The organism is Siphonobacter curvatus, from assembly GCF_002943425.1.
GTDB classification, from domain to species: domain Bacteria; phylum Bacteroidota; class Bacteroidia; order Cytophagales; family Spirosomataceae; genus Siphonobacter; species Siphonobacter curvatus.
Genome location: NZ_PTRA01000001.1, coordinates 220,340 through 241,342, shown reverse-complemented (window position 1 = coordinate 241,342; position 21,003 = coordinate 220,340). Strand labels below are relative to the sequence as shown.

Annotated in this window: 11 protein-coding genes; 9 read left to right on the top strand and 2 right to left on the bottom strand. The window is 50.3% G+C overall.

Annotation, left to right across the window (positions count from 1 at the left end; all coding sequences use genetic code 11):
* Positions 1-82: 82 nt before the first annotated feature.
* The gene (locus C5O19_RS00995) at positions 83-823 is read left to right on the top strand and encodes a hypothetical protein (RefSeq protein ID WP_104709516.1); all 741 of its coding nucleotides are present in this window, start codon (positions 83-85) and stop codon (positions 821-823) included.
* A gap of 78 nt (positions 824-901) precedes the next feature.
* Here C5O19_RS00995 and C5O19_RS00990 read toward each other — a convergent pair whose 3' ends face one another.
* The gene (locus C5O19_RS00990; protein WP_104709515.1) at positions 902-2,737 is read right to left on the bottom strand and encodes an ABC transporter ATP-binding protein; all 1,836 of its coding nucleotides are present in this window, start codon (positions 2,735-2,737) and stop codon (positions 902-904) included.
* A 115-nt stretch (positions 2,738-2,852) separates the two neighbouring features.
* On the opposite strand from C5O19_RS00990, the gene C5O19_RS00985 reads away from it, so the two are divergent.
* The 3 genes from C5O19_RS00985 (at position 2,853) to C5O19_RS00975 (ending at position 8,337) form a co-directional block, all read left to right on the top strand.
* Positions 2,853-3,758 carry an NAD(P)/FAD-dependent oxidoreductase gene (locus tag C5O19_RS00985; RefSeq protein ID WP_104709514.1) on the top strand — a complete coding sequence of 302 codons (906 nt, stop codon included), beginning with the start codon at positions 2,853-2,855 and terminating at the stop codon, positions 3,756-3,758.
* A 103-nt stretch (positions 3,759-3,861) separates the two neighbouring features.
* Positions 3,862-5,625 (top strand): gamma-glutamyltransferase, encoded by a 1,764-nt coding sequence (ggt, locus tag C5O19_RS00980; protein ID WP_104709513.1) that lies wholly within the window; start codon positions 3,862-3,864, stop codon positions 5,623-5,625.
* Between the two features lie 165 nt (positions 5,626-5,790).
* Positions 5,791-8,337 (top strand): TonB-dependent receptor, encoded by a 2,547-nt coding sequence (locus C5O19_RS00975; RefSeq protein ID WP_104709512.1) that lies wholly within the window; start codon positions 5,791-5,793, stop codon positions 8,335-8,337.
* Positions 8,338-8,431: 94 nt separating this feature from the next.
* Here the strand turns inward: C5O19_RS00975 and C5O19_RS00970 are convergent, their stop codons facing one another.
* Complete coding sequence (locus tag C5O19_RS00970; RefSeq protein ID WP_104709511.1) at positions 8,432-9,154, bottom strand: RluA family pseudouridine synthase; 723 nt, start codon at positions 9,152-9,154, stop codon at positions 8,432-8,434.
* A 149-nt stretch (positions 9,155-9,303) separates the two neighbouring features.
* Between C5O19_RS00970 and C5O19_RS00965 the strand changes: the two genes are divergently transcribed.
* From C5O19_RS00965 to C5O19_RS00940, 5 genes are all read left to right on the top strand, one after another.
* On the top strand, positions 9,304-10,278 hold the full coding sequence (locus C5O19_RS00965) for an AAA family ATPase (protein ID WP_104709510.1): 975 nt from the start codon (positions 9,304-9,306) through the stop codon (positions 10,276-10,278).
* A 117-nt stretch (positions 10,279-10,395) separates the two neighbouring features.
* Complete coding sequence (locus tag C5O19_RS00960; protein WP_104709509.1) at positions 10,396-15,867, top strand: alpha-2-macroglobulin family protein; 5,472 nt, start codon at positions 10,396-10,398, stop codon at positions 15,865-15,867.
* Between the two features lie 1,181 nt (positions 15,868-17,048).
* Entirely contained in the window at positions 17,049-17,732 is a 684-nt protein-coding gene (locus tag C5O19_RS00950) for a response regulator transcription factor (protein WP_104709507.1), read from the top strand.
* Positions 17,733-17,748: 16 nt separating this feature from the next.
* A complete protein-coding gene (locus tag C5O19_RS00945) occupies positions 17,749-19,125 on the top strand; it encodes a sensor histidine kinase (RefSeq protein WP_104709506.1) in 1,377 nt (458 codons plus the stop codon).
* 223 nt (positions 19,126-19,348) lie between these two features.
* Complete coding sequence (locus tag C5O19_RS00940; RefSeq protein WP_104709505.1) at positions 19,349-20,929, top strand: SulP family inorganic anion transporter; 1,581 nt, start codon at positions 19,349-19,351, stop codon at positions 20,927-20,929.
* Positions 20,930-21,003: the final 74 nt, after the last annotated feature.

The window sequence follows — 21,003 nt, the reverse complement described above, 5'->3', positions numbered from 1 at the left end:
TTTCTTAAAAAGGCTGCCTGAATCAGGCAGCCTTTTTATTTTTGAGTATAGAATTCATTTCTCATCCAACCTAACCACTGCTATGTATTTCCTGCGATTGAGTTTTCTTCTACTGCTTGCCTATACGACTCAGGCCCAAAACCAGCTTTCTGACGTTTCCAAAGAGCGGATCAATATGGGTGGCGTTCCCAATAACTCGACCAGCGTACTTTGGGGACAAGCAGGAGAATCCCGTACTGTAGTGGGTGAAATTTACCTGGATACGCTTTGGCATACGGGTAGTGTCAAGCTGAATCAGGGTCTACTGGCCGATAAGAAAACGGCCTCTGACAGCATCGGTGGTATACAAATGCGGTACAATATTTACGAAAATGAGGTAGAAGTACTCGCCAATGAAGCCCGCCGGGATATACGAGTCATTCCGGGAAATCAGCTCAAGTACTTTACCCTGAATCAGGGCACGCAACCCATGCGTTTCATCAATACCCGGCAGTTTCAAACGGATGAGGCCGTGACGGGATTTTACGAACTGCTTACCCCCGGTCGCCTGCAACTAGCCAAGCATCATCGAACAAAAACGATCAAACCTAATTACAATACGGCGTTTGGAACGGGCGAGAAAAACGCTCGAATTGAATTAACCAGCGATTATTACGTGATTTCGCGGGGAAAAGCGGTTCGATTCAGTCCCGGTAAAAAAAACATTTTGGCTCTCATGCAGGATCAACAGGCTGCGATAGAGGCGTATATGAAAACGAATAAAATCAGCTTCCGCGATCCATCAGATCTAGCTAAACTGTTTGCGTACTACAACCAGCTTTAACGTACTGTTTCTAGTATCCATAGATAAAAAGAGGTCCCGCTGGCTATACTCAGCGGGACCTCTTTGCTTACAGGATTTTTAGCGGTATCCTTCGGCTTGTAATTCGAACAATTCCGCATACCGTCCCTGCTGGGCTAGCAACTCTTCGTGCGTACCCATTTCCAAGACCTTCCCTCCTTCCAGTACCAGAATACGATCAGCCATGCGAACGGTGCTAAATCGGTGCGAAATCAGCACCGCCGTTTTTCCTTTCGTCAATTCTGCGAACCGCTGGAAAACTTCGTATTCAGCTCGGGCGTCCAGAGCGGAGGTCGGTTCATCCAGAATCAACAGATCGGCTTCGCGGAGGTACGCCCGGGCCAGAGCTACTTTCTGCCACTGACCACCCGATAATTCCACCCCACCCGAAAACCGACGGCCCAGCGGCTGTTCGTAGCCCAGCGGTAAGCCTGCAATCACGGCATCGGCCAGACTATCTTCAGCGGCTCGTTCCAGAGCGGGTAGATTCTCCCGTTCGACAATGTCGCCGACGGCAATGTTATCTCCCGCCGAAAACTGAAAGCGTAGGTAATCTTGAAAAATAACTCCAATGTGCGTACGAAGTTCTTCCAGATTGTACGCTTTTAAATCATACCCATCGAGGAGGATACGTCCTTCATCCGGATCGTATAAACGGCCCAGTAGTTTTACTAACGTCGTTTTTCCGGCTCCATTTTCGCCAACTAAAGCCAGTTTTTCCCCGGCTCGCAAATGAAAGCTCAGATTGCGAACGGCCCACTTTTCTGAGTTGGGATACTTGAAACCTACCCCTTCAAAAACAAAGCCTTCGCGAATGGGTACCGGGAACGGTCGGGGCGATACGGGGGATACAATCTGTGGCTGAATTTCAAAGAATTCAAAAAGATCTTTCAGGTATAACGCTCCCTGGGAAATGCTATTGAAGCGTCCCAGGATGCCTTCGAGCAAACTCCGTACTTGCCGGAACGAACCCGCCAGGAACGTCAGATCCCCCAGCGTAACGCGACCCTGCACGGTCTGGAAAATCATGTAGCCATACGCGGCGTAATAACCCACCGTACCAATCGCCAGCAGCAAACTGCCCCAGCTCGCCCGCTCCAAAGCAAGCTTCCGGTTTTCGTGGAAGTACTGCTCCGAAAGCGTCCGGTAGCGGTTAATCAGAAAATCGGACAGGCCGAATAGTTTCACCTCCTTTGCGGTATCGTCGCTGGCTCCGAGGTACCGGTAATAATCCAGCTCCCGGCGTTGGGGCGTCCAGCCGTAAAGCAGCGAATAACTTTTCGCGTTGAAGTGCAATTCTCCCAGAAACGAAGGAATCACGGCGACGAGTAACAACAGTAACAACCAGGGAGCAAAACTGATCAGCCCAATGGCCAGGGAAGCAATCGTCAACAGATCCTGTACCTGTGAAAAGGTTTGGGACAGCAGTTGCGTACGCCCCGCCGTTTGTTGCCGGGCACGTTCGAGTTTATCGTAAAAAGTCGCGTTTTCAAACTGAGCCAGATCCAGCGTAGCGGCGTGTTGCATCAGCCGGACGGAAGTTTGGTGAGCGTACCAGTCCCCCAGTAGACTCTCACTGAGGTTAATTCCCCGGCTCAGAAGGTCACTCCCGATGGCCAGTCCAAACTCAATCGCGACTAAGGTCCACAAGTGGGTTAGATCAGTACTGTGAGCATTTGCTAAGCGAATCACCTCATCGACAATGAGTTTGCCCACGTACAGCGTAGCCGTTGGTACGGTCGAGCGAATCAGTCGTAAAACAAAATTCAGAATCGTCAGGGAAGGACTCGTTTGCCAGATTTGCCGGAAGAAAGCAGGCAGATTTCGCAAAGCCGCAAATCGTTCGCGAAAGGAAGGTTGATGTTCAGAAGTTTCAGTATTACGTTTTCTTGCCATTGTACAGAGATAACATCCGAATGCCTCAAAAAAATCCCAAGCCCATCCCGGAGTTCGATCTCTTTCCTAGTACAGCTTTTTTGGCGAACGAGCTAGTCTTTCTAATTCCTTTGACATGACCTTTGATACCATTATTATAGGGGGCAGTTATGCTGGCCTTTCGGCGGCCATGACCCTGGGTCGTTCGCTGCGGAAGGTGCTCATCATTGATAGCGGCGAGCCCTGCAACCGTCAGACCCCACGAGCCCACAATTTCATTACGCACGACGGGCATTCACCCGATCAGATCCGTAGCCTGGCCAAAGAACAAGTCCTGCAGTACGATACCGTTACCTTTCAGGCAGACAAAGCCATTAAAGCTCAAAAATTGAGTAACGGTTTTGAAGTGCGAACGGAATCAGGCGATACGTACACGGGTCGAACCATCCTACTAGCCACGGGCGTTTCGGATCAAATGCGACCCATTCCCGGCTTTGCGGAATGTTGGGGTACGTCCATCATCCACTGCCCTTATTGCCACGGTTACGAAGTGCGTAATTCACCCATCGGCATTTTGAGCAACAGCGGCGTAACGTATGATTTTGTCCGTTTACTGAGCAACTGGTCAAAAGACCTGCATGTATTTACCGATGGTCCCTGCGAATTGCCCGAGGATGATTGCACCAAGCTCAGAAAGCACGGCATTCCAGTGATTGAAGATGAAATTCAGGAATTCCGGCACGAAGCGGGACAACTGAAAACCATCGTTTTCAAAAATGGACTAACTACGGATTTTCCAACGCTCTTCGTACGAACGCCTTTCAGTTTTGCTACGGACCTGCACGAACAATTGGGCTGTAAGCTTACCGAGGACGGATACATTCAGGTGGACGCCTTTCAACGGGCTACGGTACCGGGCGTTTTTGCGGCGGGAGACGCGGCCCACGCCTTTCGGGCCGTATCCGTTGCAACGGGCTCGGGTACTACGGCTGGGGCATACATCCACCATGATTTAATGCACGAGGAAGAGCCATTAGCATAGGAACAAAACCATCATTACTGACTTGGTCTCACGAGATTTTAAGCAGGTTTCATTCCTTTTTACGCTGGATTTGCTATTTTCCAGATTATAAACCTTGTTCTCGATGCGATATCTTTCCCTGGCCTTTCTCTCCCTGCTCCTGCTGACGGTTGCCTGCCGAAAAAGCACGCCGAAAATCAGCAAAGGAGCCTATGAATTCATTACGGACGACCCCAACGCCCAGCCTATCGTCTACACCAAAAAGGGTGTTTTTGAAAAGCATGTCATGGTTGCTGCGGCTCACCCGGAAGCTTCGCGGGTAGGTGCGGCAATCATGAAAAAAGGCGGCAATGCCGTTGATGCGGCCGTAGGTACGTTTTTCGCTCTGGCGGTGGCCTTTCCCTGGGCCGGAAACCTCGGAGGTGGTGGCTTTATGGTGTTTCGGGCGAAAGACGGACAGAGTTATTCGCTGGATTTTCGGGAAAAAGCTCCCGCCGCCGCTTATCGGGATATGTATCTGGATTCACTCGGCAATGTTATTCCCAATATGGCCTGGCTGGGGCATTCGGCGAGTGGCGTTCCGGGTTCGGTGGATGGCATGGTGGAAGCTCATCGAAAATTCGGTAAACTTCCCTGGAAGGACGTCATTCAACCCGCCATTGAGCTGGCTGAAAAAGGCGTTGTCCTCACCGAAAACGAAGCTAAGGGCCTTAACCGCGTCCGTTCCGACATCAAAAAGTACAATCCCGGAAAAACCTATTACCTGAAAACCGGAGCCGATACCACCTGGAAAATGGGCGATCTTTTCGTCCAGATGGATTTAGGGAAAACCCTCCGTCGCATTCAGGAAAAAGGCCGGGCGGGTTTTTACGAGGGCGAAACGGCCCGCCTGCTGATTCAGGAAATGGCCGTAGCGAAAGCCCCTATCGTTCAGAAAGACCTTGATGCGTATCATTCCGCCTGGCGAACGCCCATTACAGGTACATACCGGGGGCACAAAGTCATTTCCATGCCACCCACCTCTTCGGGCGGTATAGCACTGGTGCAATTGCTGAAGATGGTAGAACCTTTTCCTTTGAAACGCTGGGGCTGGCACGCTGACTCGACCACGCAGGTCATGATCGAAGCCGAACGCCGCGTGTACGCTGACCGGGCCAAATGGCTCGGCGACCCGGATTTTTTCAAAGTCCCGGTGAACGAATTACTGGATTCGGCATACCTACGCAAACGCTGGAGCGATTTCAACTGGGCGAAGGCCAGCGATTCGCAGGCTATTGCGGGCGGAGCCATTCCCGGCTACGAAAGCAACGAAACGACGCATTTTTCCGTCGTTGATGCGGAAGGCAATGCGGTATCCATCACGACCACGATTAACAATGGCTACGGAAGTCGGGTCGTAGTGGGCGGAGCTGGTTTTCTGATGAACGATGAGATGGAAGACTTCGCCGTAAAACCGGGCGTACCAAACGTATTCGGACTGGTAGGTTCCGAAGCCAATTCCGTACAGCCGGGCAAACGCATGCTTTCCAGTATGACACCAACGATTGTGGAAAAAGACGGCAAATTGTTCATGGTTGTAGGTACGCCCGGTGGCTCTACTATCATCACCAGCGTTTTCCAGACCATTCTGAACGTCATTGACCACGGGATGAGTATGCAAGAAGCGGTCAACGCTCTCAAGTTTCACCACCAGTGGCTGCCTGACCGTACCACTTTTGAACGGGGAGCTTTTTCGACTCAGGCATTAAATGCCCTAAAGGCAAAAGGCTACGCTATTGAACCGCAAACCGGCACTCTGGGCCGTATGGATTGTATTCTGATCTTACCGGATGGCCGACTGGAAGGCGGCTCCGATCCCCGGGCGGATAATACGAGTATCGGTTGGTAAAGAACATTTTGTAAAGAGCACGTTAAAAACGTGCTCTTTGTGTGAACATTTATTTAAGCCTTTACTCCTGCATTTGAGTAAAATCTCTCATTACGCTTTTATACCCTCCCTGTGCAGTAGCAACTAACCAAAATTTTGAATTATCTACTTTATTAAGCAAAATCGATGAATCGGTTTTTTATTTTTCTTCTCTTTCTTTCCTTTCAGAGCTTTGCTCAGCAAATTACCGTGACGGGTACGGTTACCTCTACTACGGGCGAAACGCTGGCCGGAGCCACGATCCTTGAAAAAAATACCATGAACGGTACGACCGCGAACGCCCAGGGTCAGTATCAGCTAACGGTCTCCGGTCCTAATGCAATAATCGTAGCTTCCTTTGTGGGCTACGATCGGCAGGAAAAGCCCTTGAGTGGCAGCACGAACCTGAACTTCACTTTAACGGAAGGCAACTTACTCAATCAGGTAGAAGTGGTAGGCTCCCGGAGTCTGAACCGATCTCCGACGGATACGCCAGCCCCGGTTGATATTATTGATTTGCAAAAGGTTACCTCCCGAACGGGTCAGTTGGATGTAAACCAATTGCTGCAGTACGCCGCTCCCTCGTTTAACTCCAACCGCCAGACGGGTTCCGACGGAGCCGACCACGTCGATCCGGCTTCCTTACGCGGCTTAGGTCCTGACCAGACGCTTGTACTCATCAATGGCAAGCGTCGCCATCAGTCTTCATTAGTAAATTTATTCGGCACCCGGGGACGTGGTAATTCGGGTACGGACCTGAACGCCATCCCGGCGGCCGCGATCGAACGCATTGAAATTTTACGCGACGGAGCCGCGGCTCAGTACGGTTCGGATGCCATTGCGGGGGTGATTAACATCGTTCTGAAGTCAACGACGAATGTGCTCGAAGTAAACGCCAATGCCGGAGCCTATCAGGCCAAGTATCGTTTCGACAACCAGAAATTTGACGGTCTGAACTACAACGTCAATGCCAACTACGGCCTGAAAATTGGTAAAGATGGGTTTGTGAATGTAACGGGCGATTACAATTTCCGCGATCATACCAACCGGGCGAATACCAATCCCGAAGATGTGGTGCGGCGACAGTACGGCGACCCGAAAGTACAGAATGCCTCGGTGTACCTGAATGCCAAGATTCCTTTGAGTGAACGGACGCAACTCTATACTTTCGGCGGTCTGAATTATCGTAAGGGCGATGCCTACGCCTGGACCCGTTTCGCGGATGATGATCGCAACGTACCCGCCATTTATCCCGATGGTTTCGATCCCATTATTTCCAGCAAAATCAACGATCGGGCCATTACCGTAGGCGTTCGTCAGTTAGTAGGTAAATCGGAGTTCGACCTATACAATACGTTCGGCTCCAATCGCTTTACGTACTCCGTTCATAACACACTTAATACTTCTTTGGGCCCCAACTCCCCGACTTCGTTCAACGCCGGCGGTTTTCAGTTGAATCAGAACGTAACGGGTCTAAAATTTTCGCGGTATTATAAAACGGTTCTCCAGGGTTTTAACCTGGCGGCCGGAGCGGAATACCGCGTGGAAAATTATCAGATTTTTGCGGGAGAAGAAGCTTCGTACCGGAGTTATGAGGCGGGCCAGGCACCAGGGGCTCAGGGGTTTCCCGGCTTCCAGCCTTCCGATGCAATCAATCGTAACCGTTCGAATATTGGTGCTTACGTCGATCTGGAAGCAGACGTAACGAAGTCACTATTACTGGGCGTAGCGGGGCGGTATGAACAGTACAGCGATTTTGGCGGAACCTTCAACGGCAAGCTTTCGGCCCGCTACAAACTCACCGATTTTCTGACGCTGCGGGCCACGGCCAGTACGGGATTCCGGGCCCCTTCCCTGCCGCAGATTTACTTCAACTCGACCATTACCAACTTCGTGAACGGACAGCCTGTAGAGGTGCTCATTGCCCGTAACGACAGCCGGGTAACGCAGGCCCTGGGGATTCCGAAACTTAAACAGGAAACCAGTCAGAACCTGAGTGCAGGGATTACGCTGAATCCTACGAACAGTTTGTCCATCACTGTCGATGGCTATCTCATTAAAATCAAAGATCGAGTGGTGTTAACGGGTGGTTTTGAAGACACGGACGATGTGATTGGCGAAGACCTGAAAGCCCTGGGCGTAGGCCGGGCTCAGTTTTTCACCAACGCCGTTTCAACGACGACCCGTGGACTGGACGTGATCGTAACCCATCGGGCTACACTGGGAGCCGGTAGCCTGACGACCTCGCTGGCGGCAAACTTCAATAAGCTGACGATTGATACGGTAAACACCACGCCCCGATTGGCTGGCAAACAGGATACCTACTTTGATATTCGGGAACGCTATTTCGTGATGTACTCCGCTCCGCCGTCGAAGATCAATTTGTCTTTTGACTATACGCTGCGGAAGTTCAATGTCATGTTGCGTTTTGTACGGTTTGGCGAGATCAAACTGGCGAATTGGAATTATGATTTAAACGATCTGGATGTGTACAAACCTAAAGTGACGACCGATCTGACGCTGGGGTACCGGATTACACCGCAGGTTGGTATAGCCATTGGCGGTACGAACCTCTTCAACGTGTATCCGACGCTCCACCAACCTAGCCTGACCGAATCGGGCGGTGCCTGGGACCCGGTACAAATGGGCAGCAACGGTTCCTTCTGGTTTGCCCGGTTGAATCTGAAATTTTAATGTTGTGTGCCTTACGAAAAAAGGCCTCCGTACGGGAGGCCTTTTTGTATTTATTCGGACCAGTGAGCTTTCGGAACGCTCAGGATTTTCTTCCTTATCCGTTCTTTTCCAGTTGCTTTACCAAGACCTCAAAGTCTTTCGGGTACGGAGCTTCGATTTTCACTTCTTCACCGTTCAGCAAATGGAACGTCAGGGAGTACGCATGCAGGGCTACCCGTTTCATCAGCGGTTGCTCATCCGTATCTTTTTTCAGATTGAACTTCCGCTTGAGCTGCGACAGGTAAATCGGTTTTCCGCCGTAGGTTGAATCCGCTACGATGGGAGCTTTCAGGCAGGTCAGGTGAATACGGATCTGGTGCATCCGGCCCGTAATGGGCAGACACTCCACGATGGTATACTGCCGATACGCTTTCAGGGTAAAGAAAAGGGTTTCGGCTTCCTTCCCCTTTGCCCGGTCAATTTTCACGACGCCGTCGCGGGGCAGAGCCAGAATGGGCAGGTATACCGATTCTCCCTGAAAATTATGGACGCCATTCACCACCGCGTGGTAGCGTTTTACCGTTTCGCGGTGCTCAAACTGCATCGACAAATGTCGGTACGCTTCCGGATTCTTGGCAATGGCCAGTACACCCGACGTTTCCTTATCTAGCCGGTGACACAACTGGGCGTCGTCGCTGTAGGCTTTGGCTAATCGTAAAATACTGAGGGTATTATCCGCCTGCCGTTCGTCGAGCGACGCGATGTAGGGCGGTTTATTGATGACGATGAAATCTTCGTTCTCGAAAATAATTAAATCCTTAAAATCCAGTGGCTTCATGCCGCAAAGATACGCATTTAATGCGGGCTTCGCTGGCTTTGGAAAGGAGTTAATGAATGACTTCCGAGCAATTCCACCGCCTTTAATTCAGGGCTTTGCGGTACAAATGCAGATTTTGCCGTATTTTGAGAGCCTGAACGCGTGAATCCATGGATGCCTTTGAATCTCGAATTGACTTAAGTGAACTGTACCAGACCGTCGCTGATATTCGCACGGAAGTAGGAAAAGTAATTGTGGGCCAGCACGCCATGATTGATCTACTGCTGACGGCCCTCTTTGCCGACGGTCACGTACTGATTGAAGGCGTACCGGGTGTAGCCAAAACGCTGACGGCCAAGTTACTGGCCAAAACCATTTCGGTCGATTTCAATCGCATTCAGTTTACACCCGATCTGATGCCTTCAGACGTACTGGGCACCTCGGTATTCAACCCCAAAGTTTCCGAGTTTGAGTTTAAACCCGGTCCGATTTTCTCGCATATCGTGCTGATTGACGAAATCAACCGGGCTCCGGCCAAAACGCAGTCGGCTTTATTCGAGGTCATGGAAGAACGGCAGGTCACCAACGCTGGACAAACCTACCCGATGTCGGCTCCTTTTCTGGTACTGGCTACGCAAAATCCCATTGAGCAGGAAGGTACCTATCGACTGCCCGAAGCCCAGTTGGATCGTTTTCTTTTCAAGATCATCGTGCAGTATCCTACGCTGGATCAGGAAACAGAAATCCTGCGTGGTCACCACGAACGCCGCTCCAATACGGACGCCGTAGAAGCCATCCAGGCCGTTTTATCCCGGCAACAACTGACGACCCTACGAGGAAAAGTCCGTCAGATTGTAATTGAAGATAAAGTCCTTACTTACATTGCTCAACTGGTTCACGAAACCCGTACATCTAAGTTTCTGTACCTGGGAGCTTCGCCCCGGGCATCGGTGGCTCTGCTCAATGCCTCCAAAGCCTTGGCTGCCTTGCGGGGACGGGATTTCGTTACGCCCGAAGACGTACAGGAACTGGCCCTTCCGGTGTTACGGCATCGCCTCATCCTGACGCCCGAAAAAGAAATGGAAGGCACCACGCCCGACGCCATCATCGAACAGATTCTCAAGAAAGTAGAAGTACCTCGCTAATACCCTCTGCCGTTACCGAACGCATCCGGTAACGGCTTTTTTCTTTCTTTCCAATTTTCCAGGAATCCTTCCGTTATTGGAAGCAGTATCAACACTTCAATCAAATTTTCTTTTGCTATGCGTGGCTTCCGCGTGTTTGGGCTGCTGGCTCTGGCCGTCCTGTTTTCTACCTGTTCGAAGCTCAATGAAGTCGTCGTACGGGCTACCAATTTTGAAGACGAAATTCAACTGGCTCAGAATCTGGTTTTTACCTTCAATAAGGACCTGGTACCGGAGGCTGAACTGGGCATTTGGCAGAGTACTAAATTCGTTGAATTCGAACCTGCCATTCCCGGTCGCTTCAAGTGGGTAGGGAAAAATGAACTGGTGTTTTCGCCGACGTCTTCCTTCCAGCCCGCCACCGAATACCAGGCACGTCTTTCCGACAAAATCCTGACACAGGCCAAGGATAAATCATTGGGTGTTTCGACCGAAAAACTCACCTTTCATACGCCTTATCTGGCGGTGAAAGAAACGGAAGCGTACTGGACCCGCTCGCGGACGGGCCATCAGGCAGTAGCGAAACTAAAACTGCATTTCAATTATCCGGTATCGGGCGGTGAAGTGGGTACCAAACTGACCGTCAGCGAAAAGGAACAGAAAGTCGGCTTTAGTATCGGACAGAACGGCGTGGCTAGTACCGTACCCCTTACCTTGTCCGGGGTTCAGGAAGCCAGACCGCTGGATCTGGCGCTGGAATCCGGGCTTTCCGTAGCCAACACTGCCTTTAAAACCAAAGAAACCACCGAGCTACAAACAACGCTCCCTGATCCGAAAACGCTGGAAATCGTACGCGTCGAAACGGGTTTTGAGAATAATCGCGGCTTCATCAAGGTCATTACTACGCAGGAACTGAACCCGGAAAATCTGGCGGCGGCGTATCAGCTTATCAGCAGTACCGCTCCCCCCGCTACCGTTGAATACGATACGCTGGGCAATCCGATTCCGATACAAGCGAAAACGACTTCGCTGCAAACGCAACCTGAGTTACTGGAAAACGGGCTCCTCATTCGCGGGGACTTTAACGAAACGGATACCTACACCCTGACCCTCAACAGCCAGCTACGCGGCGTACTCGGGCCTTCACTAAGCGAAGCGTATACCAAGGATTTGTACTTTGGAAAAATGCCCGCCGGTCTGGAATTTGTGCATAAAAAAGCGGTGTACCTAACGTCCAAGGGCCATCGCAATGTGGCGGTCAACATTACGAATATTCCGAAAGTACAGGTACGAATTTCCAAGATTTACGAAAACAATATCCTCAGTTACCTTCGTAACAACCGCTACCGTGATTACCGCTACGACAGCGAGGGCAACGGATCGGAGCAGGGGTATGTGTACTCAGAAGATGGCGGTACGTACTCCGACATCGTCGTAAACAAAACGATTGAAACGGAGGATTTACCCAAAACGGGCGGGGTTTCCCTACTCAACCTGAGTTTGCCGGACCCGACCAATTCCTTTCGGGGCATCTATCTGGTCTCGCTGAATTCCAACGACGAGTACTACCATAACGCTACCAAGCTGGTCAGCATCTCGGATATTGGCTTGATTGGCAAACAATCCGGCGACGAATTTCTGGTCTTCGCCCACTCCATCCGGACGACCGAACCGCTGAAAAACGTACAAGTGAACCTGGTTTCCTCCAATAACCAGACCCTTCAAACCATTGCTACCGACGCCAAAGGACTGGCGGTATTTAAAGACCTAAAAGCATCCGATTTTACAACGGCTCTGATTACAGCTCGTACCGACGAGGACTTCAATTATCTGTTTCTGGAAGATACGCAGGTACAAACCAGCCGCTTTGAAGTAGAGGGTAAACGCGATAATGCGTCGGGTTTCGAGGCTTTTCTGTACGGCGACCGGACCATCTATCGACCCGGCGAAACACTGCATTTCAACGTAGTGGTTCGGAAACAGGCCTGGGAAACGCCGGGTGAAATTCCGCTGAAAGTACGCTTACTGATGCCGAACGGCAAAGAGTATCGTACCTTGCGACTGACCACCAACGCCGAAGGAGCTGTAGCCCAGGACATTCCGCTGGAAACGGCTACACTAACGGGCACCTATCAGCTGGAAGTACTGAATGCCAACGATGTACTCCTGACTTCGCAGGCCATTTCGGTAGAAGAATTCATGCCCGATCGTATCAAGGTAGACGTCCGTACACCCAAAGAAAGCTACCGTTCCGGCGAAACGGCCCCGGTTACGGCCACGGCTACTAACCTGTTTGGCCCACCCGCCGCCGACCGGAACTACGAAATGGAGTTACAGGTGAAACGTCAGCTATTCCGACCCAAAGGATACGAGGGTTTCGTCTTCGATATTCCCGATCAGACTAAATTCGACAATCAGGTACGGCAGGGAAAAACCGACGCTACCGGACTCGCCAGCGAGCGTTTCGTACTGCCCGCCACTTGGCAGGATATGGGATTGCTCGAAGCCCAGACTTTTGTGACCATATTTGACGAAACCGGGCGACCCGTGAACCGGCTCCAACGTTTTGCGATTCAGACCCAACCCGTTCTGTACGGCATCGGGCTACCGGATACCTACGTTGGTACCAACGCTCCCGTGACCATTCCACTCGTGGCTTTGAATGCGGCCGGACAGCCCGTAGTTGCCACCGGGCAGATCGACATTGTGAAACACGAATACCAGACCGTCATTGAAAAGAATACCGACGGTTCGATGAAGTACTCTTCCAAACGACAATCCAAAGTCGTGTTTACGCGGGAGGTAACTTTTGCCAAAGGCCGGGCTTCGGTCAGTTATGCTCCGGCGACTTCGGGCGAGTACGAAATTCGTCTGCATCGCAGGGGTTCTCGCAACTGGACGAGTCAGGAATTTTACGCCTATGGTCGCGGACAAACCAGCAGTACTGCCTTTGAAGTGAACAACGAAGGACAGGTCGAAATGACGTTCGACAAAGCCCGCTACGAGGTGGGCGACAAAGCAAAAGTGCTTTTCAAAACGCCTTTCGCGGGGAAACTGCTGGTGACGGTGGAACGAAACCGGGTACTGGAACACCACCTGTTGGATACCGACGAGAAATCGGCCGAACTACAATTTCCCATCGGGGCAGAACACTTGCCCAACGTGTACGTCTCGGCTACGCTTTTCCGCCCCATGGACGATGCCGACCTGCCGCTGACGGTGGCTCACGGCTACGCTCCGGTGATGGTCGGTCAGTCTAACCGCCAGTTGCCCGTAACGATTACGGCGATTGAGCAGTCGCGTTCGAAAACCAAACAGACCATTCGGGTGAAAACAGAAGGCCGTGCCCAGGTAACGCTGGCCGTAGTGGACGAAGGCATCCTGCAACTTAAAAACTACAAATCCCCCGATCCTTACGGCTTTTTCTACCAGAAACGAGCCCTGGAAGTAGGCGGATTCGACCTCTACGCCTATCTGCACCCGGAGCTAAGTATTCGTTCGCGTAGCTCGGTGGGGGGCGATGGGTTTAGTATGGAAAAACGCATCAATCCACTGGCGAATGGCCGGGTGAAGCTGGTCGCTCTCTGGAGTGGAATACTGACTACTAATGGCAGCGGCGAGGCGGAATTCTCGGTGGATATTCCGCAGTTCTCGGGCGACTTACGCATCATGGCGGTGGCGTACAAAGACAAAGCTTTTGGCTCGGCTTCCAAAAACATGAAAGTGGCCGATCCGCTGGTGATCAGTACGGCCCTGCCCCGTTTTGCCAGTCCGGCCGACGAGCTGACCGTACCCGTCAGCATTACCAACACCACGAAAAAACTGGCTCAGATAACCGCTACCCTCCAAACGACGGGAGCCTTGCAGAATACCAGTCCCGCTCCACAATCCATCTCGATTGCTGCCGACCAGGAAGGACGGGCGGTATTTTCAGTGAAAGCCGCTCAGACCATCGGTACGGGCAAAGTGGTGGTACGCGTAAAAGGTTTGGGCGAAACGTTTAGTGAAGAGATTGATCTGACGGTACGGCCCAGCGTAGGGCTGGTGAAAACGTCCGTTTCGGGCGTAGTAAATGGCGGACAAACGGCCGCCGTTCCGCTGAATGTTGGAGAGCTGGTGCCGGGTACCGTTAAAGCCTCGCTACGGGTAAGTCGTTCGCCGCTGGTGTCGCTGGCCGATCCTTTAAACCGCCTGTTGCAGTATCCTTATGGCTGTTTGGAGCAGACGGTATCCGTGGCTTTCCCTCAATTGTACCTCGCCGAGCTGGTTAAAATCTTGCAATCGGGACGAAAACCGTACCTGAAAACGGGAACTTCGGACCTTAACCCAACGACTAACATTACAGCAGCCTTACACAAAATTGAGACGTTGCAACTCTTCAACGGCGGTTTCTCGATGTGGCAGGCGGGCCAACGCGAAGATTGGTGGACGACGGCATACGCGGTTCATTTCATGCTCGAAGCCCAGAAAGCCGGGTACGAAATCAACCCCGCTACCTTGAGCAAGGCTCTTGATTTTCTCAACCAGCAGGTCAGCAAGCAGGCCACTGAAAAGACAGCCCAAACCAATGAAGACGGCAGCGTAACCAACCGAACGCGGGCGAAACGTGAAACCGTTTACAGCCTCTACGTACTCAGCCTGGCCGGGAAACCAAACCGGGCAGTGATGAACTATTACAAAGCGAACCCCGCCCTGCTGACTTCCGAGAGGCGATACCTGTTGGCGGCGGCTTTCGGTACGGTGGGTGATGAAGGCAGCAAAGCCTCCTTACTTCCCGCCAATTTCCGTCCCGAACAACAGGAGCGGGAAACGGGGGGCAGTTTCTCCAGCCCTATTCGGAATCAGGCTCTGGTTCTGAATACACTGCTGGAAACCGACCCGGCCAATAGACAGATTCCGGGTCTGGCCCGGCAACTTTCAGCAGCGGTGAAGCAGGCTCCCTGGCTTTCTACGCAGGAAGAAAGTTTTGCTCTGCTGGCTCTCGGTAAGCTGGCTCGTAAGGCGGCTCAGTCATCGGTAACAGCTCGTATTTTGAGTAATGGGAAAGTACTGGAAACGTTTAGTGGCAAAGATTTGCTGCTCAGCAAAGGTCTGGATCAGCCTGCCACAATTACCGCCACGGGCAAAGGTTCGCTATATTATTTCGCCGAAGCGGAAGGCTTAAGCCGTAGCGGTACCATTGCGGCAACCGATCAGGTACTGGAGGTACGCAAACAATACCTGGACCGAAATGGTAAACCTCTTTCGGGAGCCTTACAGCAGAATCAACTGATTGTGGTGAAAGTGACGGTACGCTCGCAAAACGGCTTGCCCGTCGAAAATGTGGTCGTAACCGATATGTTACCCGCCGGACTGGAAATTGAAAACCCCCGCCTTACGCCCGAACGCGAACTGAGCTGGGTCAAAAACCAATCCATTCCCGACCATTTCGACCTGCGGGACGACCGGATTCATTATTTCACCAGCGTTTCGGCTCAACCCAAAACGTTTTATTACCTGGCCCGAGCCGTCTCCAAAGGACGCTTTACGGCAGGCCCCGTCTCTGCCGATGCGATGTACAACGGGGAATATCGGAGTTATTCGGGTGGTGAGACTGTAGTGGTAGAATAGGTTTTGGTAAGCGTTTTAGCTTCAACCTCCGAAGGTTCCAGGCCTTCGGAGGTTGTTGGTGACGCTACGCTAAACACCAACAACGGCGGGAGCTATAGTAAAATGAGTAATGAATAATTGGGGATGCCACGTTGAAAATTAATTATGGTGCACCAGAATTAATAAAATTACTAGCTGATTAAATAATCTTTTCTGAGTAGGTCCTTTCTTCTAATCGGGCCTTTCATATTTAGTATCTAGAACATAAATTACAAATGCGTCTCACTTTGATTCATAATGAAATTACATATTGACTATTATATATTCATTCTAACAGGGTATTTGTTTTGTATGGTTTCCTGCACAAGTGAAAAACCATGTGATCAGGATATACACGTAGAAGAAGTATCCTCCTTAGCTCCTTATACAGGGTCATATATTAGGATTAATTGTTTTGATAATACTTACAACTCATTAAAAAAAGTAAATGAAATCAGAAAGAATACAGTTACTAAACATAAAGGACCTTTATCCTTTGGAACTACGTCGAGGCATGATTTCTTCATGGAAGACGGGGACATGAATGAAATATTCAGAGATATTTTTTATGTTACATACGGCTCGGTTTCTGACACTAATAAATTGAGAGTTAGACATGTAACGTTCATCTATGGTTTTAAAGAATATCTAACCATTAATCCAATTATAACACACAAGAACAAAACAACTACTATACTATATCAGGAAAGTTTTTGGGCAATCAATAGGACTAATTTACAAAGATATATTAATAGCGTTTTTAAATTTATTGAGCATATCGATAACAGGAATCATACATTTATATTACGTAATACAAAGAATAATGAAGCTGTAAAAGTCGTTTTTAAAGATGATCCTTTGTTTTTTGAATTCGAACTAGAATAATTTCAATTTATACTGAGCCCTTGTTAGCGTTTAATGTAGTTCCCGTTCTCTGCCATGGTTGGTGTTGATCGTAGCGTCACCAACCACTACATTCATCGTGGAATTTCTCACTAACTAGTATATCACTTTTACAAAGGCTCTAGTACTATCGATGGCTAAGCACCAGCCAGCTCCTCTGTGTCGATACGCCCAACGAACCGCTAAGAACTAGTCCTTCCTCTTCTTATTTCCATCTTCACCCGCCAATCCGTACTTTCGTAGCCTAATCTCCTGCGGAAATGAAAATCCTGATTGTCGAAGATGAGCACGAAGTCGCTTCTTTCATCAAAAGTGGCCTGGAAGATTATGGACTCGAAGCCGACGTGGCTGAGGATGCTCTGAAAGCCCAGCAACTGTTGAAGGAACAGGAATACGGCACGGTGATTCTGGACGTGAATCTGCCCATTATGAACGGGTTCGAACTCTGCAAGATCATTCGGGATCGCTACGAGAATGTATCCATACTGATGCTTACGGCCTTCGGTACCACCGAAAACGTCCTAACGGGTTTCGATGCGGGAGCCGATGATTATCTGGTCAAGCCTTTCGAGTTTCGGGAACTAATGGCCCGTCTCCGGGCACTCAACCGCCGCCGACTGGCCGTACCCGCTGAAGCCGTCGTACTGAAGCTGGCTGATCTGGAATACAACCAGAAAAGTAAAACCGTAAAGCGGGATAATCACAAAATTAGCCTCACTGCCCGCGAACTGGCTTTACTGGAGTTTTTCATGAAAAACCAGAACCGGGCCTTGTCCCGTAGTGAAATTGCGGAAAAGGTCTGGGACGTAAATTTTGATACGGGTACCAACGTGGTTGATGTATACGTCAATTACCTTCGTAAGAAAATTGACAAGGATTTTTCGCCCAAACTGATCCATACCATCAGCGGCATCGGTTATATCATGCAGGAAGCCGAAGACTAGTTTACCCTCTATCACTATGAAAATCAGATCCAAACTATCATTAACCTTCCTGTTGATTGTAGCGGCTAATCTGATTTTGTTTTCGTCGGTCGTGTACTTCACTTCGGAGTATTTCCGGCAAAAAGATTTTTACCTACGCCTCAGCGATAAGGCCAAAACGACCGCCCGCCTGCTCATTGAAGAGGAAAAAATTGACGCCCAGCTATTAAAGCTTTTTGAGCGAAATAACCTGACTTCTTTGCCTGAAGAACAGATCATTGTCTATAATTCCAAGAATCAGATTGTTTACGAAAGTGACAATCGACCCGACCGCCTTGCCGACAAGCTTCATTTGCTGGAGCGGGTCCGGCAAAAAGGCGAAGTGTTTGTGCGGTACGGCCAGCGGGAAATCGTGGGATTAACGTATCGCTACGACAGTAAGGAATTCATCATCATTGCCTCGGCCTACGATGAATACGGGCTTACGGAGATGAGGCACTTGCGGACTATTCTGGGTTTCGGGCTCGTATTCGGCCTGACACTGGTGGGTATTTCCGGCTGGTTTTTTGCCGGGCGTACCCTGCAACCCATCTCCGAGGTCGTGCGACAAGTGGAACAAATCACGGCTTTTAACCTCAATCAACGCCTGGTTGCGGGGAAAGAGGAAGATGAAATTGCCCAGCTGGCTCAGACGTTCAATTCCATGCTGGATCGCGTGCAAAAAGCCTTTGCAGTACAGCGGGATTTCGTAGCCAACGCCTCGCACGAGTTACGTACGCCGCTCACCATCATTACGGGTCAGATTGAAGTGACGCTGATCAAACCCCGTACGCCCGAGGAGCACGAGGCGAAGTGGAAAACCGTACTCGAATCCATCCGACGGTTGAACAATCTGGCCAATAACCTGCTGGAACTGGCCCAGGTCAATCAGGATGTATCGACCATTACCTTTCAGGAAGTCGCTCTGGACGAAGTCATCTACGATGCTGCCAAACTGCTTACAACCAAGCAACCCTCGTATCAAATGATTTTTTCGTTTGAAGGAGATACGGCAACTTCACAACCTTCGTTACTGGTAAAAGGGAACAAGACTCTGCTCACGACGGCCTTTTTGAATTTGATGGAAAACGCCTGTAAATTTTCCCAAAACAAGCAGGTGGAAGTAACGCTGGGCGTGAATACGGAAGGAGCCACCGTCACCTTTACCGATCAGGGCGTAGGCATTAGTGCCGAGGATCTCAAACACATTTACGAACCCTTCTTCCGGGCCGAAAATGTTAAGAAAATTCATGGATACGGCATTGGGCTTCCCCTTACCCACCGAATCATGGAATTGCACCACGGTCGCATCTTAGTTAGCTCCGAACTCAACCGGGGGACTTCTGTCGTGTTACAGCTACCCAAGCTTTTCTAATCGTTTTCTAATCACCTCCTCATTACTCTCTAACAATCTTCTAATGGCCTCTTAATTTTGAAAGAGACCGCATGCCCTAGCTTTGTATCAGGCTAAAAAATCGCCTTCTAGTACGAGGAATTACGATTTCCGGGATTGGATGATTTTAGTGTCTATCCAACCTATTAGCCTTCCCACTATCTCTCAACATAGGCCCAAACGCTAGTTCCAACCGCGAACCGTTATGGATACGAAGCTTCAATACGGGACTGACGTTTCCATAGCGGGTGACCTGCGAGGGGGCCTGGTTTCCTTTCTGGTGGCGGTTCCGCTGTGTCTGGGCATTGCTCTGGCTTCGGGTGTACCGCTCTTTTCTGGAATCATTGCCGGGATCGTGGGTGGACTGGTCGTTGGGTTACTTAGCAAATCTCAGTTGAGTATATCCGGACCTGAGGCGGGCTTAATTGTAGTAGTACTGGCGACCATGGAACGCCTGGAGGCTTTTCCAACGTTTCTGCTGGCTACGTTTATCGCCGGACTCATTCAGGTGGGTTTAGGTTTTCTTCGGGCGGGGATTATTAGTAATTTCTTTCCCTCCTCCGTCATTAAGGGGATGCTGGCCGCGATTGGTATCATTTTGATCATCAAACAGTTGCCGCATTTGGTAGGCTACGACGCCGATGCCGCTGAAGGCTTTTCGCTTTTTCAGCCCGATGGCTTTGACATCCTGACGCAGTTGACGATTGCTTTCCAGCAGTTTAGCGGAACGGCCATTCTCATTTCGCTGCTTTCACTCAGCGTACTGATTCTTTGGGAACGGCCGCTTTTTCGTCAATATGCGGTTTTAAAGAATATTCCGGCTGCCCTAGTTGTCGTTACGCTGGGCATTGGCATCAATATGCTGATTTCCTCCCTGAGCCCTACGCTGGCGTTACAGGGAAATCATCTGGTCCAATTACCCGTACCCAAAACCGTGGCGGGGTTCCTTGGGCTTTTTACATTTCCTGATTTTACGTCCTGGGATAATCCGCAGGTCTATGCCTCGGCCCTGTCGATTGCGATGGTAGCCAGTCTGGAAGCTCTTTTGGCCATCGAAGCCATCGACGAGCTCGACCCACTCAAGCGGAAATCACCGACGAATCGGGAATTGAAGGCTCAGGGTATTGGTAATGTGGTGAGTGGATTGATTGGGGGCATGCCGCTGACTTCGGTCATCGTCCGGAGTTCGGTTAGCCTGAATGCGGGAGCACGTACCAAACGGGCCGCTTTGATTCACGGATCCTTACTACTGGTTTGCGTCGTGACGCTGCCGTCGGTACTGAACCGGATTCCCTGGGCTTCGCTGGCTTCCATTTTACTGGTAACGGGCTATAAACTCGCCCGGGTCAGCATTTTCAGACAGCAGTATGCGGCGGGGATACTCAAGTTTTTGCCTTTCGTTACGACGGTCGTAGCGATTTTACTAACGGATTTGTTAGTGGGCATCGGCATCGGTCTGGCCGTAGGATTATTCTTCGTTCTGCGGGAAACCTACGTGAAAGCCCACCAGACGCATGCCTACCATGTTAACGGGCAGGAACGTATTCGCATTCGCATGGGCGATTACGTATCCTTTCTCAATAAAGTCAGTATTACGGAAATTCTGGAAACCATTCCGCATGATAGTGTGGTAGAAATCGACTGTACGCGATCTTCTTATATCGACAGCGATGTACTGAACATTTTAAACAGTTTTGAATCGAAAGCTCATTTACGAAATATTCAGATCACGTATCTGCAACCCATAGCCGAAAATAAATCACTTCATCATCAAATAGCTGTCTAAGCAGCACCCTCTAAAGAATCGCAAGCCTTTAGAGCAACAAGAAAAGGAGTTAGTTTGATAAGAGCCCTTTCATC

What these genes read in the sequence shown, in the direction of transcription:
- C5O19_RS00995 (WP_104709516.1), top strand. Translation starts at nt 83, where the DNA reads ATGTATTTCCTGCGATTGAGTTTTCTTCTACTGCTTGCCTATACGACT.
- C5O19_RS00990 (WP_104709515.1), bottom strand. Translation starts at nt 2,737, where the DNA reads ATGGCAAGAAAACGTAATACTGAAACTTCTGAACATCAACCTTCCTTT.
- C5O19_RS00985 (WP_104709514.1), top strand. Translation starts at nt 2,853, where the DNA reads ATGACCTTTGATACCATTATTATAGGGGGCAGTTATGCTGGCCTTTCG.
- ggt (WP_104709513.1), top strand. Translation starts at nt 3,862, where the DNA reads ATGCGATATCTTTCCCTGGCCTTTCTCTCCCTGCTCCTGCTGACGGTT.
- C5O19_RS00975 (WP_104709512.1), top strand. Translation starts at nt 5,791, where the DNA reads ATGAATCGGTTTTTTATTTTTCTTCTCTTTCTTTCCTTTCAGAGCTTT.
- C5O19_RS00970 (WP_104709511.1), bottom strand. Translation starts at nt 9,154, where the DNA reads ATGAAGCCACTGGATTTTAAGGATTTAATTATTTTCGAGAACGAAGAT.
- C5O19_RS00965 (WP_104709510.1), top strand. Translation starts at nt 9,304, where the DNA reads ATGGATGCCTTTGAATCTCGAATTGACTTAAGTGAACTGTACCAGACC.
- C5O19_RS00960 (WP_104709509.1), top strand. Translation starts at nt 10,396, where the DNA reads ATGCGTGGCTTCCGCGTGTTTGGGCTGCTGGCTCTGGCCGTCCTGTTT.
- C5O19_RS00950 (WP_104709507.1), top strand. Translation starts at nt 17,049, where the DNA reads ATGAAAATCCTGATTGTCGAAGATGAGCACGAAGTCGCTTCTTTCATC.
- C5O19_RS00945 (WP_104709506.1), top strand. Translation starts at nt 17,749, where the DNA reads ATGAAAATCAGATCCAAACTATCATTAACCTTCCTGTTGATTGTAGCG.
- C5O19_RS00940 (WP_104709505.1), top strand. Translation starts at nt 19,349, where the DNA reads ATGGATACGAAGCTTCAATACGGGACTGACGTTTCCATAGCGGGTGAC.